At 40.0% G+C, this 23956-nt stretch carries 23 protein-coding genes; 8 read left to right on the forward strand and 15 right to left on the reverse strand.

Annotated features, from left to right (window positions below; all coding sequences use genetic code 11):
• Positions 1–217 precede the first annotated feature (217 nt).
• The 11 genes from G1O98_RS20505 to G1O98_RS20550 form a co-directional block, all read right to left on the reverse strand.
• A complete protein-coding gene (locus tag G1O98_RS20505; RefSeq protein ID WP_163931115.1) occupies positions 218–946 on the reverse strand; it encodes a hypothetical protein in 729 nt (242 codons plus the stop codon).
• 372 nt (positions 947–1318) lie between these two features.
• A complete protein-coding gene (locus G1O98_RS20510) occupies positions 1319–1537 on the reverse strand; it encodes a hypothetical protein (protein ID WP_163931118.1) in 219 nt (72 codons plus the stop codon).
• A gap of 766 nt (positions 1538–2303) precedes the next feature.
• A complete protein-coding gene (locus tag G1O98_RS20515; protein ID WP_163931121.1) occupies positions 2304–4484 on the reverse strand; it encodes a CHASE2 domain-containing serine/threonine-protein kinase in 2181 nt (726 codons plus the stop codon).
• A gap of 158 nt (positions 4485–4642) precedes the next feature.
• Positions 4643–6631: an FHA domain-containing protein gene (locus G1O98_RS20520; RefSeq protein WP_163931123.1), complete on the reverse strand. Its 1989-nt coding sequence runs from the start codon at positions 6629–6631 to the stop codon at positions 4643–4645.
• A complete protein-coding gene (locus tag G1O98_RS41165) occupies positions 6628–6831 on the reverse strand; it encodes a DUF6760 family protein (protein ID WP_313931140.1) in 204 nt (67 codons plus the stop codon). Before G1O98_RS41165 ends, G1O98_RS20520 begins: the two co-directional genes overlap by 4 nt.
• Complete coding sequence (locus tag G1O98_RS20525) at positions 6774–7157, reverse strand: hypothetical protein (RefSeq protein ID WP_012407863.1); 384 nt, start codon at positions 7155–7157, stop codon at positions 6774–6776. The genes G1O98_RS41165 and G1O98_RS20525 overlap by 58 nt, the downstream gene beginning before the upstream one ends.
• A 348-nt stretch (positions 7158–7505) precedes the next feature.
• Complete coding sequence (locus G1O98_RS20530; RefSeq protein ID WP_012407862.1) at positions 7506–7853, reverse strand: hypothetical protein; 348 nt, start codon at positions 7851–7853, stop codon at positions 7506–7508.
• A gap of 11 nt (positions 7854–7864) precedes the next feature.
• Positions 7865–8359, reverse strand: coding sequence for a phage tail protein (locus tag G1O98_RS20535; protein ID WP_041565926.1), 495 nt, complete (start codon positions 8357–8359; stop codon positions 7865–7867).
• A 13-nt stretch (positions 8360–8372) separates the two neighbouring features.
• Positions 8373–8828 carry a phage tail protein gene (locus G1O98_RS20540; protein ID WP_094331970.1) on the reverse strand — a complete coding sequence of 152 codons (456 nt, stop codon included), beginning with the start codon at positions 8826–8828 and terminating at the stop codon, positions 8373–8375.
• 137 nt (positions 8829–8965) lie between these two features.
• Positions 8966–10627 (reverse strand): phage tail sheath C-terminal domain-containing protein, encoded by a 1662-nt coding sequence (locus G1O98_RS20545; RefSeq protein WP_163931126.1) that lies wholly within the window; start codon positions 10625–10627, stop codon positions 8966–8968.
• Between the two features lie 30 nt (positions 10628–10657).
• Positions 10658–11497: a Pvc16 family protein gene (locus tag G1O98_RS20550; protein WP_163931129.1), complete on the reverse strand. Its 840-nt coding sequence runs from the start codon at positions 11495–11497 to the stop codon at positions 10658–10660.
• A gap of 471 nt (positions 11498–11968) precedes the next feature.
• On the opposite strand from G1O98_RS20550, the gene G1O98_RS20555 reads away from it, so the two are divergent.
• Genes G1O98_RS20555 through G1O98_RS20570 form a run of 4 tightly spaced genes read left to right on the forward strand, consistent with a single transcriptional unit; the run spans position 11969 to position 16626 of the window.
• Positions 11969–13090 (forward strand): HAMP domain-containing sensor histidine kinase, encoded by a 1122-nt coding sequence (locus tag G1O98_RS20555; RefSeq protein ID WP_163931132.1) that lies wholly within the window; start codon positions 11969–11971, stop codon positions 13088–13090.
• Between the two features lie 54 nt (positions 13091–13144).
• Positions 13145–13825 carry a response regulator transcription factor gene (locus G1O98_RS20560; RefSeq protein WP_114082345.1) on the forward strand — a complete coding sequence of 227 codons (681 nt, stop codon included), beginning with the start codon at positions 13145–13147 and terminating at the stop codon, positions 13823–13825.
• Between the two features lie 43 nt (positions 13826–13868).
• Positions 13869–16007: a substrate-binding domain-containing protein gene (locus G1O98_RS20565; protein WP_163931135.1), complete on the forward strand. Its 2139-nt coding sequence runs from the start codon at positions 13869–13871 to the stop codon at positions 16005–16007.
• A complete protein-coding gene (locus tag G1O98_RS20570) occupies positions 15979–16626 on the forward strand; it encodes an FHA domain-containing protein (RefSeq protein ID WP_163931138.1) in 648 nt (215 codons plus the stop codon). The genes G1O98_RS20565 and G1O98_RS20570 overlap by 29 nt, the downstream gene beginning before the upstream one ends.
• A gap of 248 nt (positions 16627–16874) precedes the next feature.
• Here the strand turns inward: G1O98_RS20570 and G1O98_RS20575 are convergent, their stop codons facing one another.
• From G1O98_RS20575 to G1O98_RS20590, 4 genes are all read right to left on the reverse strand, one after another.
• Positions 16875–17309 (reverse strand): PIN domain-containing protein, encoded by a 435-nt coding sequence (locus tag G1O98_RS20575; RefSeq protein WP_175586784.1) that lies wholly within the window; start codon positions 17307–17309, stop codon positions 16875–16877.
• Entirely contained in the window at positions 17306–17521 is a 216-nt protein-coding gene (locus tag G1O98_RS20580; protein WP_163931141.1) for a hypothetical protein, read from the reverse strand. Before G1O98_RS20580 ends, G1O98_RS20575 begins: the two co-directional genes overlap by 4 nt.
• Before the next feature lie 137 nt (positions 17522–17658).
• Positions 17659–17910, reverse strand: a complete 252-nt coding sequence (locus G1O98_RS20585) for a hypothetical protein (RefSeq protein ID WP_163931144.1) — start codon at positions 17908–17910, stop codon at positions 17659–17661.
• A gap of 65 nt (positions 17911–17975) precedes the next feature.
• Positions 17976–19310 (reverse strand): DUF4157 domain-containing protein, encoded by a 1335-nt coding sequence (locus G1O98_RS20590; protein ID WP_202985808.1) that lies wholly within the window; start codon positions 19308–19310, stop codon positions 17976–17978.
• Between the two features lie 219 nt (positions 19311–19529).
• Between G1O98_RS20590 and G1O98_RS20595 the strand changes: the two genes are divergently transcribed.
• Genes G1O98_RS20595 through G1O98_RS20610 form a run of 4 tightly spaced genes read left to right on the forward strand, consistent with a single transcriptional unit; the run spans position 19530 to position 23897 of the window.
• Positions 19530–19769, forward strand: a complete 240-nt coding sequence (locus G1O98_RS20595; protein WP_163931147.1) for a hypothetical protein — start codon at positions 19530–19532, stop codon at positions 19767–19769.
• Complete coding sequence (locus G1O98_RS20600; RefSeq protein WP_114082341.1) at positions 19769–20293, forward strand: phage tail protein; 525 nt, start codon at positions 19769–19771, stop codon at positions 20291–20293. Before G1O98_RS20595 ends, G1O98_RS20600 begins: the two co-directional genes overlap by 1 nt.
• A gap of 24 nt (positions 20294–20317) precedes the next feature.
• Positions 20318–23302, forward strand: coding sequence for a hypothetical protein (locus tag G1O98_RS20605; RefSeq protein ID WP_163931150.1), 2985 nt, complete (start codon positions 20318–20320; stop codon positions 23300–23302).
• Positions 23303–23339: 37 nt separating this feature from the next.
• Positions 23340–23897 (forward strand): hypothetical protein, encoded by a 558-nt coding sequence (locus tag G1O98_RS20610; RefSeq protein ID WP_114082339.1) that lies wholly within the window; start codon positions 23340–23342, stop codon positions 23895–23897.
• Positions 23898–23956 lie beyond the last annotated feature (59 nt).

The following is a 23956-nucleotide window of genomic DNA, read 5'->3' on the forward strand; positions in this document are numbered from 1 at the left end:
AAATTATGTGAACCAACAAAAAGATAAGTTGGAAACTGAAGGAGTTAAGGTTTTAGCAGAGGCAGATATAGTTAAAAATTTAACCAGAAATTATGTAGATATTAATAATTATTCATGGGAAAATTACAACATATATCTATAATAGATATTATTTATTTAATAATCATAGTAATTGCCAGATTATCCAGCATTATGGAAAGTAAAATAGTTCCTTGCATCAAGATAATCCTTGATTTTTGATTTGTTTAGATGTAGCTTCCATAAAGTCAATGAAAACTTTTATGAGCTTATGAATTCCCTCGCTACCTCCTGCAATTAAACCTCCTGTCAGTAAGGCATCTAAACAACGAAAAATAATTACTTGGATTGGATTATCGAAATCAAGAACTACAAGTGGCTCAATTGAGCGAATACCTATTGCGCTCATTAAAAGCCCAAATAAAAGGGATGTCCATAGAGCAATTACTCGTGTATCAGATTTATAAGCTGTCTTTTGGCGCTCTTTTTCATTTAATTTATCCATTTGTGGCTTGAATATTTTTAATGATTCCTGTTGGTTTTGCGTAAAATTCTGGATAATTTGCTGTTCTAAACTCATTCCTTCAGGTGGTAGTCCAATGGTTTGATTTGATTCCATAGAAGGAAACTGTTGTTGTTGGACTTCCATAAGTCTTAGCTTCTCGGAGATAAGAGCCTTTTCTTGCTGAATACTAATATCTAATTGTTCAACAAATGGGCCGCGCCAAGTAGTTATAAAAACTTCTAAAAAACGCTCTAGTAATAAAGAGATAAATAACTGTAATGTGAGTATTTGGATAATATCATTCAACCCAAAAGGTTTTAAAATAAATGGTTTAGATAATAACCAAGTTGACAAAGTTACTATTAAAAAACTAATAATAATTAAGACAAAAAATAGAGGAGATTCTGGAGAAAGCTTTAGCAACGTATCTATACTCCTGTTTCGCGTCACAATATTTAACACAGCTTGGAGGTGAGAACTACACCTGCTGAGTAACTTAACAACGTTAATTTGATAGAACAGTAAATAATTTATTACCCGCTCCTTTTTTCTGGGAGTGTGAGAGGCTGCGCTACAGTGGGAGCAGGGTAATCAGAGGGTTTGTAACATAGCCGAAAGTGTTGCTATACAAGCATTATAGGAATAAACGTACTGTACATGGTGCGATCGCACTTTCCTCTGGGAGAAATATGAAAAGGTGCATTGGCGAAAGGGGACGACACCAAAAGCAACCACCAACTAAAAACCCCTCCAAGGTTGGAAGGGTTAAAGTAATTTTTGGTAATGGGATGATGATTAGGGGGAAACAGAAGCTTTTCCTCCTTTATGAGCTAGAAATGCAACATTAAAAGGTATGGGGTAGCTGACGTTTGTAGAATGAGTGGGTAGATTGTTAGAGTTGACAGCTATAGGTTCGCCACTATTGTGAGTAACTATTTGAGCGCCACCCATCCCAGGCAATAAAGCAATCGAAGTAACAATGAGTACAGAATCTATCAAGATAGAAAGTTTCATAAGGTTCTATAAAGTGAAGTGTAATTAGTGTTCTTAGGTAATAGAGTCTTATTTTCTATCTGTCTTAACTTCCTGCATTCAGATTACCCGATCGGTTGATTTATTCCTCACCCATTAGGATGAGCTAATGGAGTGCAAGAACTGTAAAAGATCATTCAAAGTTACTAAGACCCATCATGTGATAAGCAATAACAGCAGTATCAAAGGGTTTAAGGTAATTGATGTTTGTGGAATGGCTGCGTAAATTATGAGAGTTGATTGATGTGCAACTCTTGTTATGAGTGGCTATTTGAGTCCGAGTGATTCTAGATAAGACACTAGAACTAATAATATGTACAAAATTAAGCGAAGGAAAGAGTTTCATCGCTGATGCTGTGTTGGTTAATATATCGGGAGCAAAGTTCAAGATAAACTTGAACAGATATGTATTTAACTGAGATAATCTCAAGATTTATGCAGCGCTGTCAGTAACTTGTAGGCAGATATTAATAAACGATATGGTGATTCTTAGAGGTTCTTTGAAAAGTGTTTGGCTGTGATTTTAGGTACTAACTGATCCCCCCTAGCCCCCCTTAAAAAGGGGGGAACTGGAATCAAAGTCCCCCTTTTTAAGGGGGATTTAGGGGGATCTAGAACGTTTTGTTACCGAGAATAAAACTTTTCAAACATCCTCTTAGCTTAGTGTGGTATGTTTTCAAAGTTACTAAGCTTGGTAAAAAAATTTAGGTCTACCTCAGTTGGTTAGGAAACGCTACATAACATATTACTAAGGACTTTCAAGAGCTTTGAGAACCTCTGCTGCTGACTGATATCGTTGAGTAAAATCGAAATGCGCCATTTTATTTAAAATAATAACTAACTCGTTTGTAGCGTCAGTTAGCTCGCGCCAATGTTGCCAAGTCTGTTGATTGCCATCAGCGCCATCTTGAATAATTATTTCACCAGTATTTACATCTCTGCGAAAATCTCTAGGATCTACACCAGTTAAACCTTGAATTCCCATAATTCCCAACGCATAAATATCGCTGTTGAGTTTTGGCAAACCGCTCATTTGCTCAGAAGGTGCATAACCAGGCGTACCAATTGAAATAGTCTGAGCTTCTTGCTGCTGAGGATGAATTTGCTTAACAGCGCCAAAGTCAATTAAAACAATGTGCTGATCTGATTCTCGTCTAATCAAGTTACTAGGTTTGATATCTCGATGGATTACACCATAGCTGTGAACAAAAACAAGTACGTGTAAAACTTCTTTGAGCATTTCCACAACTTCAGCTTGTTTTAGTCGCTTTCCAGAAGTTACTTCTTTGTCCATAGCGTGCCCTCGAACAAATTCTTGCACTAGAGAAAATTGCCGATTTTCTTCAAAAAAAGCTAGCAGTTGAGGGATTTGTGGATGCTTACCCAAGGTTTCTAAAATTTGTGCTTCAGCGTCAAATAATCGTCTGACGACATTTAAATATTCTGCATCTTGGCGGGGGGGACGCAACTGTTTAACCACACACTGCGGATTCCCAGGACGCTGGATATCATCAGCCAAATAAGTATTACTAAATCCTCCAGAACCCAAACCTTGAGTAATTTTGTAGCGGTTGTTTAGTAGAGTTCCTAGTGAAATTTCTTGCCCGATGGAATCAGCAATTACAGTTGGTGCTTCATTTGAGGCATCGCCGCGCTGCCGTAAAAGACCTTGCAATTCCACAATTAATTGTTGGTGTTCTTGAACCCGTTGGGTAATTTCTTGTTGCTCTTGTTTCGTTTTATAAGCACTATAAGCAAGAACACTCCCGGCGGTAAATACTAACCCCAAAGTTGGAGGTATTACTGGGAACCATCCAGCTTGAGTAAAAATGACAAAATTGCCTCCAAATAAGACTGCAAGGGCTGTTGCTCCTGCTAGCCCTAAGCCTAGTGGATGTTGAATCCGCGATACCAGCAACCCACCAACTACAGTCCATCCCCATATCCACAAGACTTTACCCCATTCAGGTAGAAACCAAAATAATGGCTGTTTGTTAAGAACAGCGCTGAGAATTTGACTAACGCTGTGGGCATGAATTTCAATTCCTGCCATTTTACCGGAATTATCTGACTTACCAGTAGCAAATGGCGTGTTAAAAATATCATTTAAACTATTGGCTGTTGAACCAATTAAAACGATGCGGTCTTTCACCAAATCTGGTTTAACTTGATTTTCAAGTATTTCTGTAATAGTTACTTGCTGGGCAATCTGATGACCAGAATGGTAGTTAAGCAAAATTTGGTAGCCATTTGTATCCGCTTTCTGATAACCGCCAGCGTCGCTTTGGAGGGGTTTAAATACAGTATCTCGTAGTTGTAGTTCTTTTTTGGGGGTAAATTTTAGTTGGATTCCTCCAACTTCTAAGTATTTAAGTGCTAGTTGTAAGCTAAAAGAATAAGTACTTTGGCAGGAATCGGACTCTTCTGCACTTACCAATAATAGGTTGCGACGAATTGTCGCGTCAGTATCTTCTACTACATCATTAAATCCTACTCGTTCTGCTTCAACCCCCTTTGGGGCTGCTATTCCCGGATTGTTAGAACCAGAATGTTTACAGATAGGAATGATGATATCGCTCTGTTGTAGGCGTTGCAGTAATTTTTCATGACCAGGTTGTACAGGTAAGTCACGGAAAATATCTAGACCAATGGCTCGCGGTTCATAAGCTTCAAGTTTGCCCAATAGTCGGTCTAGAAGTTCGCCAGATAGGGGCCAATTCCATTTTTGAATATCTTTTTCAGTTAAAGCAACAATCAATAGACGAGAGTCTGGGCCTGGGTCGCCACGTAATTGCATCATCTGATCGTAGACCTTCATTTCTAAAGGCTCGAAAACCCCAAGTTTTTGAATGCCTACTAGTAAAATTGTAGCGATCGCACTTGAAAGAATAACTGGCTGTCTAAATAAAGTTTTTAAGTTTGTAAGCATTTCTCTAAATAAGTTTTATTTTAAAATATACATATTTTTTATCCTATTTTTCATCATTGAAATTATTCTATGCAATTAGAAACTTTTCTCTAAATATGCAGATCCCCGACTTCTTTAAGAAGTCGGGGATCTTGTTACTCACGAATGATTAAGTAGGGCTATATATGTTTAAGATAATGCACAATCGCTTCTGCTGTTGGCAAATTAGTTGCCAGCAAAACTTGATTAATAGTGCATAATCTAAGCAGTGCTTCTTCATTTGCCTGACCAGGCTGAGGTTGCAGCAAATCTCTTAGGAAAATAACTGCTAAAATTTCTCCTGCTCCAACCAATGAAGCAATTGTTTGATATCCTCCAGAAATTGGTGCGGGGGTTTGCTGACTAATAGTTATTCCTGCTTGTTGATGTAAGACTTCGCCAACAGATGGCCAGGTAATTGTAAAGCTCTGTGAGAAAAATTCATGATGTTGAGAAACAAATTCAGCAAGTTCTGATTTCTTGCTCTCGTGAGCGATGAGTACTATGTTTCTTTCAATAATCACTTGCGGAGGCTCACTTACATTTATTTCTTCTGGAGTTTCATCCAATTGAGTCGCTTCTACTTCAGGAACCTCTTCAATAGTTTGATTGATACTCTCAGGAACTTCGCTTTCTGTTGTTTCCAAAGATTGAATATCAGCTAATTCCGAAACTTCACTTACTAGAACAACATCATCAACATTTACGCTGGCTTCTTCTGTAGTTGTATTATTCAAATCAATGTATTGATTGCTAGAAACTTCTACAACGATATTATCAGGCTCCGTCAATGCTTCAGAAACTTCGCCTCCTGTTTCATAAACAGCAAAACTAGGTTCTACTTGGTCAATATTTGTGCTGTCTTCTGCCGTAAATAAAATATCTAAATCTGCTAATTCATCATTGATATCTTGTGTAGGTTGGCTCAATGTTTCTTGCGGCTGAATCTCCTCTTCTTCAGTAACTTCATTGACAAATTCGCCAAAATCTAAACTGACTTCTTCTGCGACTGGTGTATCTAAATCTACTACTTGATTTTCATTATGAGTAACTTCCAGAACGGTACTTTCTTCATCAGATACTTCGCCGAAAATATCACGCGGCTGCACGAAGGTGACTTCTGCTTCCAGCGCCGCCTCTAACTCTGCATCTTCTGGGGAAGTTGTTTCGGGAACTTGGTGGAAAATATCACGTGGCTGTACGAAGGTGACTTCTGCTTCTAGTGCTGCTTCTAACTCTGCATCTTCTGGGGAGGTTGCTTCTATATCACGCCGTTGCACGAAAGTAGATTCTGTCGCCAGTGCTGTTTCGAAGTCTGTAACCTCACCGTGAGTAACTTCTGGAAGTGTAATTTCCTCTTCAGAAGTTTCGATGATATTTTCAGGTACTGCGATCGCAGCTTCGGCTACAGTAAAAGAAACTTCCTCATCATTTTCGCTGATTTCTGGAACCTCTACTTCCTCAGCATCCACGCTAACTTCTGGTTCAACTGACGTTTGCAAATCCACAATTTCATCATGGACATTGTGTGGAACTTCGCTAACTGCTTCTGGTGACTGAATGATGTTTTCAGGGGGGATTACCTCAACAACCGGAATGACATCATCCGCTTGAGTAGCAACAACTTCGGAGGTTTCGCTGACTTCTGGAGAAGGTGTTTCTACTTCAGGAGTAATAGGCGCTGGAACTTCGCTAACTACTTCTGGGGCTGGATTAACGACATTGGGTGCGCTGACATTTTCAGGCGATCGCGGCCGGGAAAACAGTGAAGGGTCTATAATTCTAAAGACTGTCTCTGGTTGCTCATAAGCGGGAGCAACTGCTTCTAAGATCAGAACGTAATCTGCAATCCTGATAATATCTCCATCACTCAAAGAATATGGTCGATCTTTTTCGGCTTGTTTTCCATTAAATATTGAGCCATTTCTACTGCCAAGGTCAGAGAAGTAGTAATTTCCAGCTTTAACAAAAAACTTAGCATGTACCCGACTAATATCAGGACTGTCTAAGACTAAATCAGAATCAGGAGAACGACCTATTAACCATTCTCCTCTCGTTGGAGTTTCTGTGGTCAGGTCAACTTCATTGACTTCACTTAGATTTGGTGAGTAGCTAACTTTTACTTTCATATTAATTTTTGGTTAATTTTATTGATTTCTGCTACCCAGCGCTGACGGGTAGTATGTTCTAAATTTAAAATATCATCTTGTGACCAGTGGAAATGATAAGCAATAAAAGCTACCTCCTCATATAAAGTATCGGAGGGGTAGCTTACGACTCCCCCGCTAGTTCTAGCTCCACTGAAAATTGAGTATTGCAGTGGGGACATTGTGTCGGAATATGTACATCGCCTTGCTGATTGATTCGATTATAAAATTCTCGGAGATAGGCAATGTCATGTAGAAGAAGTTCTTCGAGTAAATCAGGGCTAACAGAGTTAAGACTGCCCAAGCGAGTAATAACCCGTGCAAGCATCACCAAAACACCGTAAGCTGGATTTTCCTGAACTCTGCGCTCTTGTTGCACCAAAATTTCATCTTTAGCGGTGGCTAAACGCATCACCCCATGACGATGTATTCGGTGTTCACTATCACTCAACCCTCTAGGAAGAGTGAAGGCAAATTCTGTGGAGAGAGTATCCTTTTTACGGGGCATAAGTCATTTGGGAATTGGGAATTGGGAATTGGGAATTGGGCATTGGGAATTAGAGAATAGAGGATAAGATTTTCAATACTCGTGAATGAGGCTTTGAACTCCGTTAATGAGTCTTTGAACTCCATTAATGAGTCTTTGAACTCCATTAATGAGGCTTTGAACTTCATTAATGAGTCTTTGAACTCCGTTAATGAGGCTTTGAACTCCGTTAATGAGTCTTTGAACTCCATTAATGAGTCTTTGAACTCCGTTAATGAGTCTTTAAACTCCGTTAATGAAGCTTTGAACTCCGTTAATGAGTCTTTGCTTTCTGCTCCCCACGCCCATGCCCAATGCCCCATGCCCAATTCAATTATGAATAAGTGCTTCGGGGGAGTTTATTGTATCTTCTGGTATGGAAGTTTCACCTTCCAAGCCATTAATTCGCCGATAAAAATCTTGGAGATAATTTAAATCTTGGGCAAAAAAGTTTTCTACTATTGCAGGAGTAACTTCTGATAAAGCACCCAAGTGAGTAATCACTCGTGACAAGATAATAATTGTGGCATAAACGGGATTCGCTTTAACACGTGGGTCACGCAAGGGTGCAATCTCGTCTATCGCCGTTGATAACCGCATTACACCTTTGCGGTGGAGGTTGCCTTCAGAGTCTAGATACCCCTTTGGCAATGTAAATTCAAACTCTGTGGGAAACATACTTCTCCTAATTACTTCACACGTTTAAATTCCTCAAAAGCAACCTCCACTTCCTCAATTTCGATGTCATGGCTGCGGGCGTTAACATCGGCAATTTTATAACTTGCAGGCCAAGCACCAGCTAATTCAAATCTAGCTATTTCTTGATTTGCCTGATTATAAATAGACAAAGCAACAAGTCTACGTTGCTCAGACCAATTACCCTTTTCGACTTTTTCAAACCACTTCCAGAAATCCATAGAGTTGGTAGTACCTCTACGCAGAGTGAGATTACCACTCTTAGGATTGCTAGGAAGCTTAGTTCTCACCACCTGGCCTTTTGATTGCCCTTTTTTACCCCAGGTTTGAGAAGTAACTTCAGAAATTTCAATTACCTCTTGTGTTCTTTTGAAGCCTTGACACTCCAAAAAGAAGCAATTGGCATCGTTTTGACCTTCTAGTGTCAGTTCTAAATAGAACCGATGGGCCGTAAGAACTTCTGGAATTCGGCTTGCGGATTGTACCACTGTTAAATGCTAATTATTTGATTCGTTTAATTCCTTCGTGAACCAATTCAACTGTTTCATTTGCCATATCACCACCAGAGGCAGTTAAGGTAGGGCCAGTGTATTTACAAGGATAACAATTGACAATGTTCCAGCGTGCTTTTTCAGAGCCTTGTTGGTCGTAAGCAACCACCGAACCAGTCTTACGATTCTGTGCCCACTTCCGAGGATCGCCCATGTCTTCGTTACAATCTTGATACCATTTATAAAGGTCTATATCATCAGTGGCGATGACTTTTACTGTAATGTTGGTAAATTTAACAACAGTTGGTGTAGCTTGACGCATTAATTTAGCGCCCTTAGATGAACCGTGGACTTCTTGCGCTGGAGTATTCTCAACGCCTAAGCCACTAATTTCTTTGATGAACTTATCAGTAATTCCGTCAGCCTCAAAGTAAAATTTACAAGAGGTTAAAAATTCGCCTGCCATACTTTTAGACTCCTTTGTGTGTGGTTAATTTGAGAATTGGGAATGGGGAATGGCGAACGGGGAATGGGGAATGGGAGTTAGGAGTTATAAGAATTGTTTCCTCAATTCCCAATTTCCAATTCCCAATTCCCAATGTCCTATTCGCTATCTTCAATGCCATTCCATTGGCTGATGCGGAAAACAACAAATTCAGCCGGTCTGACTGGACAAACACCGACTTCAATATATAAACGTCCTAAAATTCTGGTTTCTGGTGGGTTCAATTCTTCGTCGCACTTGACATAAAATGCTTGTGCTGGAGATGCCCCAAATAAAGCACCTTCACGCCAGATACGCTCTAAGAAATTACTAACGGTGCGGGTGACACGTGCCCATAAATCTTGGTCGTTCGGTTCAAAAACTACCCATTGAGTCCCTAATTCTAGGGATTTTTCGATATAGCTAATTAACCGACGCACACTAATGTAACGCCACTCTGTTTTATCTGGCTCAACTAGTGTGCGTGCGCCCCAAATGCGGATACCTCGGTTGGGGAAGCTGCGAATACAATTTATCCCCAAGGGGTTTAATAGTTCTTGTTCGCGGAAGTTTGTTTCATAGCCCAAACCAATTACGCCTCTGGGAACTTCATTTGCAGGGGCTTTGTAAACTCCTCTGGTTTCGTCAGTGCGGGCCCAAACACCCATCACATGACCACAAGGAGGTACTAAAATTGGATTACCGCGATCGCGTGGATTAGGTACTTTAATCCAAGGATAATAAAGGGCCGCAAACATCGAACGACGGTTAAATCTATTCAACCACTCCACTACTTGCTGGGGTTTGACGGCATCTGGTGGCGCATCAAGTACAACCATGCGGTTGGGCGGGTTGGGAATATCGCCACTGGCAGAACCCTCGCACATACTAATCATCAGTTCGATGATGCCGTGGACTTGATCTAAATTCAGTACCTGCTCTTGATAAGCCCGCATCACATCAGGACAAGCCAGCATTGTGATTTCATCAACTTCAAAGATACCGCGTACCCCGGTGCGATCGTCTCGAACCCCTTCTAAATTTTGCGAAAATCTATCGGGTGGGGCAGCAACAATGGGCGGTGCTAGTTCATATTGACCATTAACTGGACGACGAGCTAAAGGCTGTCCACTTTGAGTTATGTCTTCTACAGTGACATACATGGAATTTCTCAATGCCGCCAGCGCATAAGTCGCTGTTTGACCACTAGGTTCGCGGTTCATTGTCAAGTTTTCGTATTGCTCTAAAAGTTCATCTCCCCGACGAATTTGAATGGTGAAATATTCACCTGTATTTGGAGGCGCTTCTCCTTCAGTACCTTCGGGTAGGGCGCGGGGTGAACCATCAATAATTACAAGATTTACTAATCCGCCTGATGCTTGCTCAGGGCGCAAAGTAAAGCGGAGGGCTGGACGATTACCTCTAGAGTTGATTCTGAGGGTAGCCGGTTCTGGAGTTGCGGGTCTGGGCGCGCCTGGTAACTGAGTCCCAATGCTTGTTACCCAGCAACGACCGCCACCATTCATAAAGTAGCCGTAGACTGAAAAGGGTAAATAGGCGTTGAAGTCGGTGAAGCCGTCAGAGTTGGGACGGGCAAAGTAGTTTAAATATTGCGTCCAAGTGGTTACTAGCATGGGCTTGTATAACTCAGCCCCACCACGAACGTCCTCTGTAAAACCTACAAATCCGGCAACTGCTGTGCTAACACCTTCAATTGGTCGGCTACCCCGGTCAATTTCTTCGATGTAGACACCAGGAGCAAAGTAATCAAGTCTAGCCATGAAAGTTTCTCCAAGTCAGTAAAAATCTAATTATTCAGGAGTTAGAAATATTTCTTTGAAAGTATTACTTTGGTTATCTACCAATGCATTGACGTTTTGGGGTAAATAGCCAGGATGATTCAGAGTCAAAACATAATTACCTAAATGAAGGTCTTCAAAAAAGAACAGCCCTTCTTTAGTAGTTGATATGGACTTTTCAGTTCCCCTCACAGCTACTTCTGCCGCTACCAGTGGCAGATTTGTCACTGCACTTTTGACAATACCCGCGATCGCAACTCGCCTGGTTAATACTAGACTGTCACTATCACGAGACAATTGATTTCGCAAATTGAAAATTCGCTCCCAAACCAAAGGTACTGGCGTAGGTTGTGGCTCGAAGGGAATTGTAACTGTCAAATATAAGGCTGAACGCAATGGCACATTGAGAGCGCTCCATAAAGAGCCAATTTCAATTGGCGGCTCTAGAGCAACTGTCATGTTCAAATTACCATAGCCCCGTAATTCAGGAACCAAAAACTCCTCTTCCAAGGTGCGATGGCGCAACAGCACAGCCAACGCCTCACTGATAAAGTGATGCTCCCCTAAAGCTGTTCTATCCCAGGCTGTTAATAGCAGTGAAACATCAAACCAAGCGGGTGCCCAATTTACAGTGGCAGGTTGTAGAGCGCGTGTTAGCTTGCGTTCAACTTGCCTACCAGAATGTTGTACCTGCTTACTCTCACGTATATCAAAAATGTATAAATTGAGAGTCGGGCCTGCTCCCTCTTCCCTACGATTACCAGGATGGCTAAAGTCAATTTGCTCTGTACTGGTAAGTGAGGTTCCTCCAGCTAGAATTTCGGCTAAAGTTTGAAGAACGAAGATAAGCATGAAGGTGTTCTGCTGGTAGCTAATCCAGATGCATCTACAGTATATGTATCAGCCTTCTAAAGGTAATTAGACTTTTGTCGATATTTTTTCAATTGGTCATTTGTCATTGGTCATTGGGTACTGGTTATTAATTCTTTCCCCCTGCTCCCTATTTGAGTGGGCTGGAAGATATTAAATTTTCAAAAATCCGAAAAGCAGTAACTTCAATTTGTAGATTAGTCTGGAGCAGTTCTTAATAGGAGTGGCTAGATGACCACGCCACAAAAATTATGCGTTGTAATAAATAATTTGTACTACGTAGCTATATATACTTAGAGAAAGGATAAGTATATAAACATAAACTTAATAATTCTTTGTATTAATTATCTAAGAAGATAACTTAATAAAAAAATAAACATTACTGAGACTGCATAATTTTATACTGGTCAGCAGAAGAATAAAAACATTTGGTTGCAAAAAGCGAGTGAAGCTATGACACTAGGCTTTTATGTACAAAAACTGGAGAATGGCTCGAATTATTTGAATTCCTCAGATATTCAGAGCTATTGTCAGTTAGAGTCTGAACAGTTAACTAGTCAATATCCAATTTTTTTCGCTCGGATTGTCTATCATGATTACTTGCTGAAAAATCATCAGGAAGTTATAAATTATGGTCAAGACCAAGCTCCTTTTTCCCATAAAACTTTAGCTTATTTGCGCTCTGAAGCATGGCTGACAGATTTTCCGCCTGCTTTGACTTTGCATGAATTTAGATTGAAGGATTTTTCTTCCATTTCTTACATTTGCCCTATAGGATATAAAAATCAAAAACCTGAATACATTCAAATCATTACTCATAAGCCTCTGTCAGAGAGCTTGCAATTATATGTAAAACGCTCTGCTATGCTGCTGAGTAAGTATGCAGATATTTACTTGGACTATGGAAGACAAAAAACTGAAATTCAGCTCCTGGAAGATATCTTGCATCGAATAGGACATCAATTGCGTAACTCTCTAGGACTTATAGGATTGTATGCACATAACTTATGCTTAGGTTTAGAGGATAGCCCTTGGCAAGAGCAAGCAACAATCATTGGCGAAAGTATACAAGATTTAGATACTAATTTAAATGAGCTTATTGATTGTGGACAAAGTGCAAAACTGAGGGTAAAACTTCAAGATTTAAGAAGTTTAGTTCTTGAAAGCATCAAAAATTTACAACCTCTAATTAATGAGAAACAACTTAAAATATTGATTCCAGATACATCAACCATACTGAAGATAGACAAATTACAAATGAAACAAGTATTTGATAATATCCTCAGTAATGCCGTCCATTTCAGTCCTAACTCAGGAACTATTACCTGTAGCTGGCAAGTTTTTCAAGATGAAGTTTTAATTAAAATTTCAGATCAAGGCCCAGGATTATCACAAGAAGATTTACAAAAAGTATTTACCCCATTTTATTCCCGGCGCAGAGGAGGTACAGGACTAGGCTTAACTATTGCTAAGAAAATTATTTTGGATCATCAAGGAAGTATCTGGGCACAAGCCTTATCAGAAAGTGGAGCGCAATTTTCTGTAATTTTGCCTCGACCAAGGAGCGGGAATTAATTCGCAATTAGTAATGATGTTCCTACGTAGGTAACGTAATTTGTAATTAAAAAGATGGCTAATGATAGTAAGAAACTTTCGGTTTTGCTGGTAGATGATGAAGAACGCTTCCGCCAAGGATTACGTACTCTCCTGAATTTTTATAGTATTAATTCTGCATTACCTGTAGAAGTTATAGGTGATGCAGATTCTGTAGAGCAGGTTTTAAAGTTTACAGCCCAGAAGTGTCCAGATTTAATTTTGCTGGATATGCAATTGAAAGGATGTGATGGGATTACAGTTCTGGCACGTCTTAAGGAAACTGCTTACACTGGCAAAGTTTTAGTGTTGTCTGCTCATCAAGAAGACGACTGGATTTTTAGAGCAATGCAGGCGGGAGCCGCAGGTTATGTGTTTAAAAATCGTGTGGCAACACAATTGTGTGAGGCTATTGACACTGTTACAAGAGCGGAAATTTATCTACCTTCAGAAGTTGCTAGTCGATTTTTCCGGTTTTTTCAGGCTTATTCAGACTCTTGCCTGAAAGCATGTCATGAGGTGCATTTAACCGAAAGAGAGCAAGAAGTTTTATACTGGTTAACTCAAGGTGCTTCTAATGAAGAAATCGCTAAACATTTATATGTAACAGTTGCTACTGTTAAGGCGCATCTCACCAGTATTTTTGAAAAATTGAAGGTTACTAGTCGGACTCAAGCTATTGTAGCTGCCCTCAAGTTAGGATTAGTTCACGCTTGAGCGCGACGAAAGTAATCGGCGCAATTCACGAAACTTTTTGTATATGCCTTCATTTGAATCTTTTTATCAAGAATACCCCTGCTCGTATAATTCTCCCTTAAGTTGCGATCGCCCTTTCCAAACCGCGCAGCAAATCAAGGGGGCTAAGTTTTGCTTGGAATGTGGTTTTCCAGCAACTTTACCACAGGAGGCTGAGATTAAAGGAAGTCAGGGAACTTATCAAATAGCTAGTTTTATTGGTGTACGGGGTTTAGGCCGCCTATACTCAGGTATTCAACTTAAAGATAAACAGCCTGTCATCATCAAAGAATACTTACTACCCAATCGTTCTTTTAATGAAAGCGAGACTCTGAAACGCAAAGAGACTTTCAAACGAGTGGGTGGGGTAAGTTTAGCCGATAGTCGAATTCAAAACTTTCGTCTTGTAGAAACTAAAGAAGCGATCGCAGATGAAAAAGGAGAACGCTGCTATCTAATCACTCAAGGAATCGAATCATCCCAAACTTTAGGGAAATATCTCATAGAAAAGGGAGCGATGACATCTCCTGATGTGCGGGAAGTCTTAAATCAAGGTTTACAAACTCTCCAGTTTCTCCACACCCAAAAGCTGCGTTTTCCCTCCAATCAAGTACAACTGGGTATAACTCACGGCAATATAAGTTTAGATAGTACTTTAATTAAACTAGAAAATAATCAAAAATTCTCTATATACTTTTGTGATTTAGCAACCTGGGAAAACTTATTTATTCCACCTATTATTCCTCAACCCGCGCCCGCCAGACCTGAGCAAGATTTAGAATCATTAGGATTGCTAGCCTTTTATCTATGGGCAGGACGAACAACTAATTTTTTATCCAACCAGCCTCTCGATCCTAGAGATAATCAACAATGGCCGGATACCGATAGCCATTTAAAGCAGTTTATTTATCGCCTCATTGGTCTAGAAACTCCTTTCGAGAATGCAGAAACGGCTCGTCAAGCACTGCTGCAACTTCCCAAAGAAGATCGTAGTCAAAGTTCAGTGTCATCGCCAGGTTCTCAAGCAATAGAAAAGCGTTTAGCAATGCCTTTAATCCTGATAGGGATTCTGGCTTTATTACTACTCGGCGGAGGAATTTTGTATTGGCTTTTGGGCAAGAAAACAGATAGTCCTAATCAATATATATTATGGTCTAGACTTGTGCGAAATTTCTCCGAAGTCCCCAATGTTCCTGCCGGGCAATTTACTTACACAGGAGAAAAAGACAGTACATGGAGTTATGTTTTAACGCAATCAGTAGAAAATAGTCGTTTAGGAGAGCTATTGACCAGACCAAAGCCAGATGCGACAGCAACATTTAACTATGAGCCTGTTTTGTCAGCAAACGTAAAGAATCCGATTAAAAGTATCGAAGAAGTTGAAACAAACAAAAAAGATTTTGCAATTACTAGTTTGGTAGAGAACATCACAGATAAACTTTCTAAAAAACAAGTTGCTTATGATGGATTAATTGTTTTTGTAGCATTTAATAAGAGAGACTCAAATCTTGCTAATGCTCTGGGAGGGCAAATAAGTCTTGAGCAATTGCGTCAAATTTACACAGGTAAAATTACCAATTGGCAACAAATTAGTCCCAAACTTCCAAATTTAGCTGTGAAACCTTTTGCCCCAACAGAACCGGAAGCAATCAGTAAATTTCAAGAAATAGTTCTCAAAAACGTCTCTCAAGACGAAGCTTTATTTGCAGCAAATGTTACTAAGCTGGATACAACAAAAACCCAAAATCAGATACGCAGCGAGACTCTAGATGGGCGAACCACTGGTATTATCAGTTTTGGCATTATCAGTAAAACTTCGAGTCAGTGTACTGGTTATCCGCTAGCGATCGCAGATGGCAAAAAATCAGCGATTCAACCTCTGTTTCAACGGCGCGATCGCCGCTCAATTAATCCCTCAGATGATTTGTGCCAACATGATGATTATTATGTTGATGTCACAACATTCCAAAGCTACCCCTTGGGATACCCTATTTTTGTAGTGTACCCTAAAGACACCAGTCGCCTGCCTGGTGGTTCTACATTTGCCCAGATGCTAACCACTCGTCAGGGTCAGTGTTTACTTAGTAAAGTAGGTCTCGTAGCTTTACAACCTATGCCTGATGATATAAATTCCTATGCCTGCAAATCGGTGCCCCAATCCTAGTTGCGAATATTTTAACCGCGCCCTGCCTAACAATGCTAAGGTTTGTCCCTGGTGTTCCACTCCTGTGGGTAATGTAGTTTCCTCAACACCACAACAACCGCCTAGCCAACCACCGCCTATTCAGCAACAACCTAGTCAACCACCACCTGCTCAGTATCAAAGACCGCCTACAGAGCAACCTAATTACCAACCTCCCCAACAACCCCCCGTTGATTATTCAACAGTCTATCAGCCAAGAGTTTCTTATCAACCAACACCGCCTGCTTATGTCCCTCCGCCTCAAAGAGCGCCAGCCTTAAAGCTGATTCATACTACTGGCAGAGAATTTCACCTCGTTGGAGAAGGAGGTTATATTGGTCGCCGCAGTCAAAGTCCAGGAATAGCTCCGCCAGAAATTGATTTGACCGGCATTCCCAGTGAGGGAATAGTCTCTCGTCGTCATGCGCGAGTCGATTGGGACTGGTCGCAAAATGCATACATGATTGTTGATATGAGTACAAATGGTATTTATTTAAACAACAATCCTCTCACTCCTGGTATGCAATATCGCCTGCTTAATGGAGATTCATTGCGATTTGGTCAAGACAACCTAGTTAATTTCACGATATATGTTGTGTAGTAAAACGGTTAGCTAATGCACTAGGGTTGCAAAAAGCTATCAAATTTTATGGGGTAGTTGATCGATCAACTACCCTTCGATTTTGGCAATAGTCATCATAAATTAATGTGAATTTGACATTACAAATCGTGAATGCGCGCTACAAGAATTTGGAAGATGGGGCGATCACACTAAATTAATTTTCATACACGAGCGATCGCAAGACTATTAAGACAGTCACTACAAGAGCAGCGATCGCACTACGCACTCTAAATCATTAACAAAGTTGCTAATTCTGGATATTGACGGAAAAACCCATCAATACTGGCTAATTTCGCTTGATGTTCAATGGCTGTGGCGATAATAATTCTGTCAAAAGGATCTCGATGAATGGGTGATAAATTAACACCACTTGATGCGATCGCTGGAGTCAACGGTAAAAGAGAGATTCCCGAAGGTGATAAGGCTTCCTGAAACCATTGATTCACCGGACTTGGTAATAATAAACGACGATAACTATAATCAATTGAACATGACCAGATATTTGATAAATCGCCTTTAAGCTTGTGGGTGTGTAAGCTTGGATGAAAGGGATCTTCGGCTAATTGGCGTAATGTTTGTTCAATCAGGGGTCTAAGATTCGGGTTTTTACGGATTAGACGTTTAAAAGCACGAAGAGATTTGGGTGTCCAACCGATTTTCATGGTTGATCTAATTCTGCTAAGAATTGATCTACTGAGCCAAATTTTACGTTTCCTTCGGCAAATTCTTGTTTAATTTCGCTAACTTCTTGGTATAAGTTAGTTCGTCGCCGTTCTTGTAATCGTTTTTGCAGGATATCCAGCAAGATTTCTTGATCTTCTATGGGTAAACTTTCTACTGATTCAATGGCTTGCTGAAGTGCTGATGTTTTCATAGCCCTCAAGGTGATTTGAGTTTGAAAACTATTTTATCTTTATTGGTTGGTTTTCGTTCCCTCAACCCAATCTGCGGGCGGATCTGTTTGCAGCACTGCAACGTTCGCGCACTTACTATATCAGGCGATCGCACTGCTCATTGTCCGCCTAGTCCTGCTGCTTTCAACTGTTCATAAGGATTCCAATTTGGAGGAGGAGGAGTAGATGAATCCCACCACTTAGCACCTGATTGTATCCATGTATTACGCAAAGTAGCATGATCGGTTTCAGAATCATCATAACCAAACTCGGTTCCACAAGATGGACATATTTCAAATGATGGTGAGCCGGACGACTCGTAAGGTGGTGCTTCTAGTCCTTTGTAACCACATACAGGGCATTGGTACATTTTAAATCTTTTCCTCTTTGTGTATTGGCTTAGTGTTTCCTAGTACATGGGCATATATGGCTATGTTATGTCTGCGCTGTAAAGTAATTTAATGGATTGCTGCTAGGAACAAACATTGTTAAAACTTTACCAGATGCATTTGTTGCCACGAACTGGCCTGTCGTTGTATTAAGACAGTACATCCCTCCTGCGGCCCGAGTTTTTTTAAGTGAGCTTGAATCAGCTACTATCGCATCAGCGGCAGCCTCGTAGGCTGTTTTGTCTGCGTAAGCACCCCCTGCGTCGTTCTGAATCGTTACGTGCTTATTGAAGTGACTGGTTAAGGAAGACGGACTAGAAAAAACACCCTGTATAGTTGACTGTGATATTGAGGATATATTGAATGTATGTGGGAGAGAGCTTTTTGACAAGTGATTCTCATTCTGCTGTACAACATGGGTCAACTCATGCGCCAACAACTCCTGACCACCGCGACTCCCTGGATTATATTCTCCCTGCCGAAAGAACACATCCTGCCCTGTTGTAAAAGCACGCGCCTGAATTGACCGATTCAACTGATCAGATAGACCATCCGTGTGAACCTTCACCCCACTGAAATCTGCGCCAAACGCCACCTCCATTGGTTCGCGGATATTGTCTGCGATCGCCTGTCCACCCCCCCGCGCTTGGTTAATGGACGCTTCTAGGTCAGGCGCAGCAGCCATCCCAGCCTCACCCTGACTCGGCTTCATCTGTAATTCTTCCTCATCCTCTGGCAATGCTTCTCGTTGCAATGTGCTATTGTCCAGAGGTTTCATTTGTAATTCTTCCTCATCCTCTGGCAATGCTTCTCGTTGTAGTGTGCTATTGTCCAGAAATTTCATCTGTAATTCTTCCTCATCCTCTGGTAATGCTTCTCGTTGTAGTGTGCTATTGTCCAGAGATTTCATCTGTAATTCTTCCTCATCTTCTGGCAATGCTTTTCGTTGCAGTGTGCTATTGTCCAGAGATTTCATCTGTAATTCTTCTTCATCCTCTGGCAACGCTTCTCGTTGCACCAAAGGAGTGATGGAATTCGCTAGAGGTTTCATCTGCAATTCTTCCTCTTCCTCTGACAATGCTTCTCGTTGGATAGACTGATGATTTACAGGTTGCGCCATTCTTTGCATTACTTGCTGTGCAACGCTATCAGCTTCCTGTTCGTAAATATCTCCAGGCTGGCTAATTGAGAGTTTTGCTTGGGTACGCAGTGGTATGCGACTGATATCGTGAGTAACTGGTTTATGGAGTGGTTGTACTTCAGGAATTGCTTGGCGTGAAATTGCCGACGACTCCAAACCAAAGCCGCGTGTTGGGTGTTTCAGGGATGGAATTGAGAAGCCTGTAGTAGTTTGTTTCTTCCGGCTGACGTGTTCTCTCATTTTCTTTTCCTGTTTCCCAAGCAGTAGTTAGATGAATAATACGCTGTTGCTTACATTGATATTACAGCGAGCGCACTTGTAACACAATTCCTCTAAGGTAAGGGATTTTCAGCGAACGTAGGGGCGCAAGGCATTGCGCCTCTACTAAGTTCGACTTTTGGCTACTTTTGATTATGATGCAGTACCTTTAGCCTGGATTTAGGGAGAGTTTTTTTATTTATGGACTCAAAACAGCAACAAACTTTTTTTACGTTCGATGGAGATGTAGGCGGTACTGCTGGCTACGCTGGGGTTTCGGCGGCATCTGATGCTAGCAAGGCGGCTAAAACGGCGGGTAAATATCTCAACGACTCACGGCTGATGAACCAGCTTACAGAACACGTATATAAACTTTTGCTAGAAGATTTGCGATCGCAGCGCGAAAGAATAGGTAGTTATGATTCTCAAAGGTGGTTGTGATGGCTACAGGCGCTAACAATGGCAACATTACTCACGAATTAAATTATGTCACTACTAATCGGTTCTACGTAGAGATAGACAGTTCTATTGCTGCATCTTTTGCTGAATGTTCAGGATTAAGTGTTCAAATTAAGAAAAATGTTTTTCAGGAAGGTGGTGTTAACGACCAGCAAAGAATTTATTTAGGTCATACAGAATTTGCAGACATAACTCTTAAACGAGGATTTACCGATCATCCAGGTTTTTGGAACTGGATGAATGCAGTTTTTGATGAAAAAAAGAAAACATCTCGACGCAATGTCAATATTCTGATTTTCAATCAAGCCGGTGAAACGATGATGAGTTGGACTTTGATTGGTGCTATTCCTATAACCTGGAAAACACCTGCACTCCAAGCAGATGGGAAGGCAGTTGCGATTGAAGAATTAACTTTAGCTTATGAAGGTTTACAAGTTGCAAGGTCTACAGGAGGAGGCTCTTCTGTACAACGAGATCAAAAATCAGGATATTTCGTTTCTAGTTAATTGGCTCTTCTTAGAACTATAAATATGCAAATTATTCAATCTTCACTAGGAAACAATATTCATCCCCTTGGGGTAATATCATCTTTATCTAATTCTCAGGGAATAATATTGAGAAAAGAGTCTCATTCTTTGCATTCACGAAATAATTTTATCAGTACAATCCAAACTAAACCACCATTAGTCAAATCCTCTAAATTTTTCTTGTCTCGTCAGTATGAACCATCGATTGAACCATTAATAGGTTGGGATAGTTGGGATACTCAGGATATAACTAGTGATTTTAGTGAATTTACGTTCATTGAATTTGATGCTTCTGATTCAATAGCTGCATTAGACAATAGCAATGAATCAGTAAAAAATACTATTCCAAAGATAATGCCAACTCCCACTGAGACAAATACGAGTAATGGCACATCCCAAGAAGTAAATATAAAAACTAAATCTCAGCAAAAAAAAACAAATAAATCTCAGAAACCACTAAAAAAAGAACCAAAGTCAAAATCTAGAACTAAAAAAGCTATCAAATCATCTAGTCCTAAAAACTTTGAGCCAATTGTTGATAAGACTAATATTAATCTTAACAAAGATAACTTATTAATATCAGATGAGTCTATGCCTATTGAGGCTAATTTGGAAACACCAAATTTACAACTAGATATTGTGTTAGACAGTACTACAAAGGATCATAGCTCTGTCAGTAGTCCAACCGTAGATACTTCACCTAGCCTTCAAGATCAATCAACTTTATTCGAGAATTTTGCTACCGATGATCTGTCAGAAAATTCTGAGCTAATATCTAGTTTTTCTAGTACAGATTTGTCTTTACCAAAAAATACTTTAACATCGGAAGAAAATATTGAATTAGAAGATGACACGAGTGAATTAGTCAACAGTTCATCTATAGAAGTTCCTTCTAAAAAGAATACAGAAAAAATATTTATACCGGATATTCACTTTACAGATAATGAAGAAAAACTAATACCTGAAGTCTCAGAATCAGTTCATCTGTCAGATATGCAAGTTAGCCAAACGTCACCACAACAAGACATTGAAACAGATAAGATTCCGTATAGAGTTGACAATAAAAGCAGCGTAAGTCAAACAAATTTAATCCAAGCAAAAGATATTTTACCAATCTTAAACTCTCTATCGCAGGAAGAAGAATCACCAGATATTAATACTAAGTTTGAGGAAGTTACAGCTAACGAAGCAGACTTAATATCAGAACAAAGCACAAATGATTTTGTCACAGATAATTCTGCCTCTGATAATTCTTTAAATTTATCTTCAGCACTTACTTCCTCTGAGGTTGATGATTCACCTACTTTACTCCGTTCTTTGGAGAATAATGAAAATACCGTAGAGACGGATTTTACTTCACCTAATTCTGAGTCTTCAGTTGCAAAAAATCCTATTACAGTACAACAAGAAATTGATCCTGACTTTTCACACAATGTAGAAAAAGCAACGCAAAATCTAACCCCTCAGCCCTCTTTAATACCAGATAATAGTGAGAATTTAAAGCCTCTATCCTTTCAGGATCAAGGTTTTCTAGATTCCATGAAAAGTCAGGAAATTGATTCCAGTGTTACGAGTGAGTTTCCAGATATTGCGCCTGTCCAGTTATCACCTACCTCAGCAGTTATTGAAGACACACCTAGTTTATTCAGCAACCCTGATAGCGATGAACAATTAGTAACTTCAGAATCACAGTCTGCGATGGTGGTTAATGTCTCAGATATCTCAGCAAATGTGACTTCACTACAACGTGATAGCAATGTTCAAAATCTTGGTAGGGAGTTTACAGAAAGTCAACCCATCTTAGCAGCACCTGAGATTACTGAAACACCAACAATTAGCGCCACATCACCTGAAATTAATGAAGCATTGGTATTTAGCGCCAATTCGCCTGAAATTGTTGAGAAAACAAGTATTTTTAGGGAAATTATTGATAATGAACAAACAGTAGAATCAGAAAATCCTGAAATATCAACCTTTGCTGATACCTGGGATAATCCAGATATTATAGACAACCCAATATCTCCACAAGATGAGGTAAGCACAGCACCTAAAGTTGAGCAAAATGCGATCGCAGAAAATTTGCCCGCGCCTAAAGGTTATGCTACTGGTGGTCATGTTACAGACTCACGTGTTGAAAATCGCCAGCAGATAGCACCTTCCGATACAGTACCTGCAATGCTTACGCCTGGGGAGTTTGTCATTAATACCAGGGATGCACAGAAGAATCTACCCCTACTACATCACATCAACACGGGTGGAACACCGCAGGATATTATTCTTCCAAGTTTACAAACATCCAATCCCACAGAACCAGAAGCAACAACTTCTCCAGAGACTCCGACTAAAGTCGATTCTTTTCCAGACACTTCATTACAGCTAAAAAGCGCTGAGACTGATTCACCTGAGATATCAAATTCTTTAATTCCTTCTTACTTGGGGTTGAATAGTAATAAACAGAAACTTTCTATCCTCAATTCTCCCCAGCTTCATACTCTTCAAAATAAAACAATAGATGTCGGTGAATCTTCACCTCAATACTCATCGCCTCCCCTGATTTTCCGAAAAGCAAATTCCAGCACTCACACACCTTCCCAATGGTCAGATACACCTTCTCAATGGTCAAGTGTGGAAGATTTACTAAATGGAAATAATGATGATTTTACTAGCTTTAATTTTAATGATGGGGAATCAAACAGTCAAAATTATGAATTTTCTCATGTTTCAGAATCGCCACAAGTTTTTGCTAAACACCTCCCATCACCTAGAGGTTTTGCTAATGGTGGAGAAGTCACTCCACCCGACATATCTAGAGAAATACAACCGATAACTGAAACCATAGAGAGTGCATCCTCATCTTCTCCAGGAGATGAAAAAGATGATACAGCTGATTTGGAAGCTCTAGCTCGTGAAGTTTATCACAGATTACGACAACGGATAGAAATTGAGCGAGAGCGTCATGGCGGTTATTCCGGTCGATTACCTTGGTAAATTTTCATTCAATAATTAATTTTTGGAGAATATTCAAATGGCAAGTCCAGCAATTATTGTTATTCAAAAGCTTAAACCGCAACTTGAGAAAGCCAAACTTGTAGCTTATAACAATGAAGCGCCAGATATTGAATTAATGTTTAATCCTACAGATATTAGTTTCGCTCGGACTGTTAAGTGGGAAAGTAAGGATGGTAATAGAGGAACCACTCTACTTCCGAAAGTAAACTTTTCTGGGGTTGAACCTTACAAATTCACCCTTAAACAGTTACTCTATGATACTTATGAAACGAAAGAGTCGGTGATGAAAAAATATATAGATAACATTAAGAAAGGTGTAGAAACTATCAGTAAAGCAACTGACAAACGACCACCTGTCTATATATTTACATGGGGAGACGAGTATTTTTATTGTGTAATCACGAGTTTAACCTACACTTTAAATATGTTTTTGAGTGATGGTACACCAGTCAGGGCACTGGTAGATATAGCCTTGCAAGAAGTAGATAAGAATAACCTGCCTGGAGGACGTAAATCTGATTCTAAAGGCAACGCTCGTGCAACAGATAAAAAGGGTCAAAAACTGAGTAAGTAAAACATATAAAGTAATAAATTAGTATTTACTCTGTCATTAAAGGCTGCTCTAAACATTTT

Source organism: Nostoc sp. UIC 10630 (assembly GCF_010747425.1).
In the GTDB taxonomy this organism is placed as follows: domain Bacteria; phylum Cyanobacteriota; class Cyanobacteriia; order Cyanobacteriales; family Nostocaceae; genus Nostoc.

Excerpts from the sequence above, each read along its gene's own strand:
- G1O98_RS20510 (WP_163931118.1), bottom strand. The coding sequence starts at position 1,537 with ATGAAACTTTCTATCTTGATAGATTCTGTACTCATTGTTACTTCGATT.
- G1O98_RS20515 (WP_163931121.1), bottom strand. The coding sequence starts at position 4,484 with ATGCTTACAAACTTAAAAACTTTATTTAGACAGCCAGTTATTCTTTCA.
- G1O98_RS20520 (WP_163931123.1), bottom strand. The coding sequence starts at position 6,631 with ATGAAAGTAAAAGTTAGCTACTCACCAAATCTAAGTGAAGTCAATGAA.
- G1O98_RS41165 (WP_313931140.1), bottom strand. The coding sequence starts at position 6,831 with ATGTCCCCACTGCAATACTCAATTTTCAGTGGAGCTAGAACTAGCGGG.
- G1O98_RS20525 (WP_012407863.1), bottom strand. The coding sequence starts at position 7,157 with ATGCCCCGTAAAAAGGATACTCTCTCCACAGAATTTGCCTTCACTCTT.
- G1O98_RS20530 (WP_012407862.1), bottom strand. The coding sequence starts at position 7,853 with ATGTTTCCCACAGAGTTTGAATTTACATTGCCAAAGGGGTATCTAGAC.
- G1O98_RS20540 (WP_094331970.1), bottom strand. The coding sequence starts at position 8,828 with ATGGCAGGCGAATTTTTAACCTCTTGTAAATTTTACTTTGAGGCTGAC.
- G1O98_RS20545 (WP_163931126.1), bottom strand. The coding sequence starts at position 10,627 with ATGGCTAGACTTGATTACTTTGCTCCTGGTGTCTACATCGAAGAAATT.
- G1O98_RS20550 (WP_163931129.1), bottom strand. The coding sequence starts at position 11,497 with ATGCTTATCTTCGTTCTTCAAACTTTAGCCGAAATTCTAGCTGGAGGA.
- G1O98_RS20555 (WP_163931132.1), top strand. The coding sequence starts at position 11,969 with ATGACACTAGGCTTTTATGTACAAAAACTGGAGAATGGCTCGAATTAT.
- G1O98_RS20560 (WP_114082345.1), top strand. The coding sequence starts at position 13,145 with ATGGCTAATGATAGTAAGAAACTTTCGGTTTTGCTGGTAGATGATGAA.
- G1O98_RS20565 (WP_163931135.1), top strand. The coding sequence starts at position 13,869 with ATGCCTTCATTTGAATCTTTTTATCAAGAATACCCCTGCTCGTATAAT.
- G1O98_RS20570 (WP_163931138.1), top strand. The coding sequence starts at position 15,979 with ATGCCTGCAAATCGGTGCCCCAATCCTAGTTGCGAATATTTTAACCGC.
- G1O98_RS20575 (WP_175586784.1), bottom strand. The coding sequence starts at position 17,309 with ATGAAAATCGGTTGGACACCCAAATCTCTTCGTGCTTTTAAACGTCTA.
- G1O98_RS20580 (WP_163931141.1), bottom strand. The coding sequence starts at position 17,521 with ATGAAAACATCAGCACTTCAGCAAGCCATTGAATCAGTAGAAAGTTTA.
- G1O98_RS20585 (WP_163931144.1), bottom strand. The coding sequence starts at position 17,910 with ATGTACCAATGCCCTGTATGTGGTTACAAAGGACTAGAAGCACCACCT.
- G1O98_RS20590 (WP_202985808.1), bottom strand. The coding sequence starts at position 19,310 with ATGAGAGAACACGTCAGCCGGAAGAAACAAACTACTACAGGCTTCTCA.
- G1O98_RS20595 (WP_163931147.1), top strand. The coding sequence starts at position 19,530 with ATGGACTCAAAACAGCAACAAACTTTTTTTACGTTCGATGGAGATGTA.
- G1O98_RS20600 (WP_114082341.1), top strand. The coding sequence starts at position 19,769 with ATGGCTACAGGCGCTAACAATGGCAACATTACTCACGAATTAAATTAT.
- G1O98_RS20605 (WP_163931150.1), top strand. The coding sequence starts at position 20,318 with ATGCAAATTATTCAATCTTCACTAGGAAACAATATTCATCCCCTTGGG.
- G1O98_RS20610 (WP_114082339.1), top strand. The coding sequence starts at position 23,340 with ATGGCAAGTCCAGCAATTATTGTTATTCAAAAGCTTAAACCGCAACTT.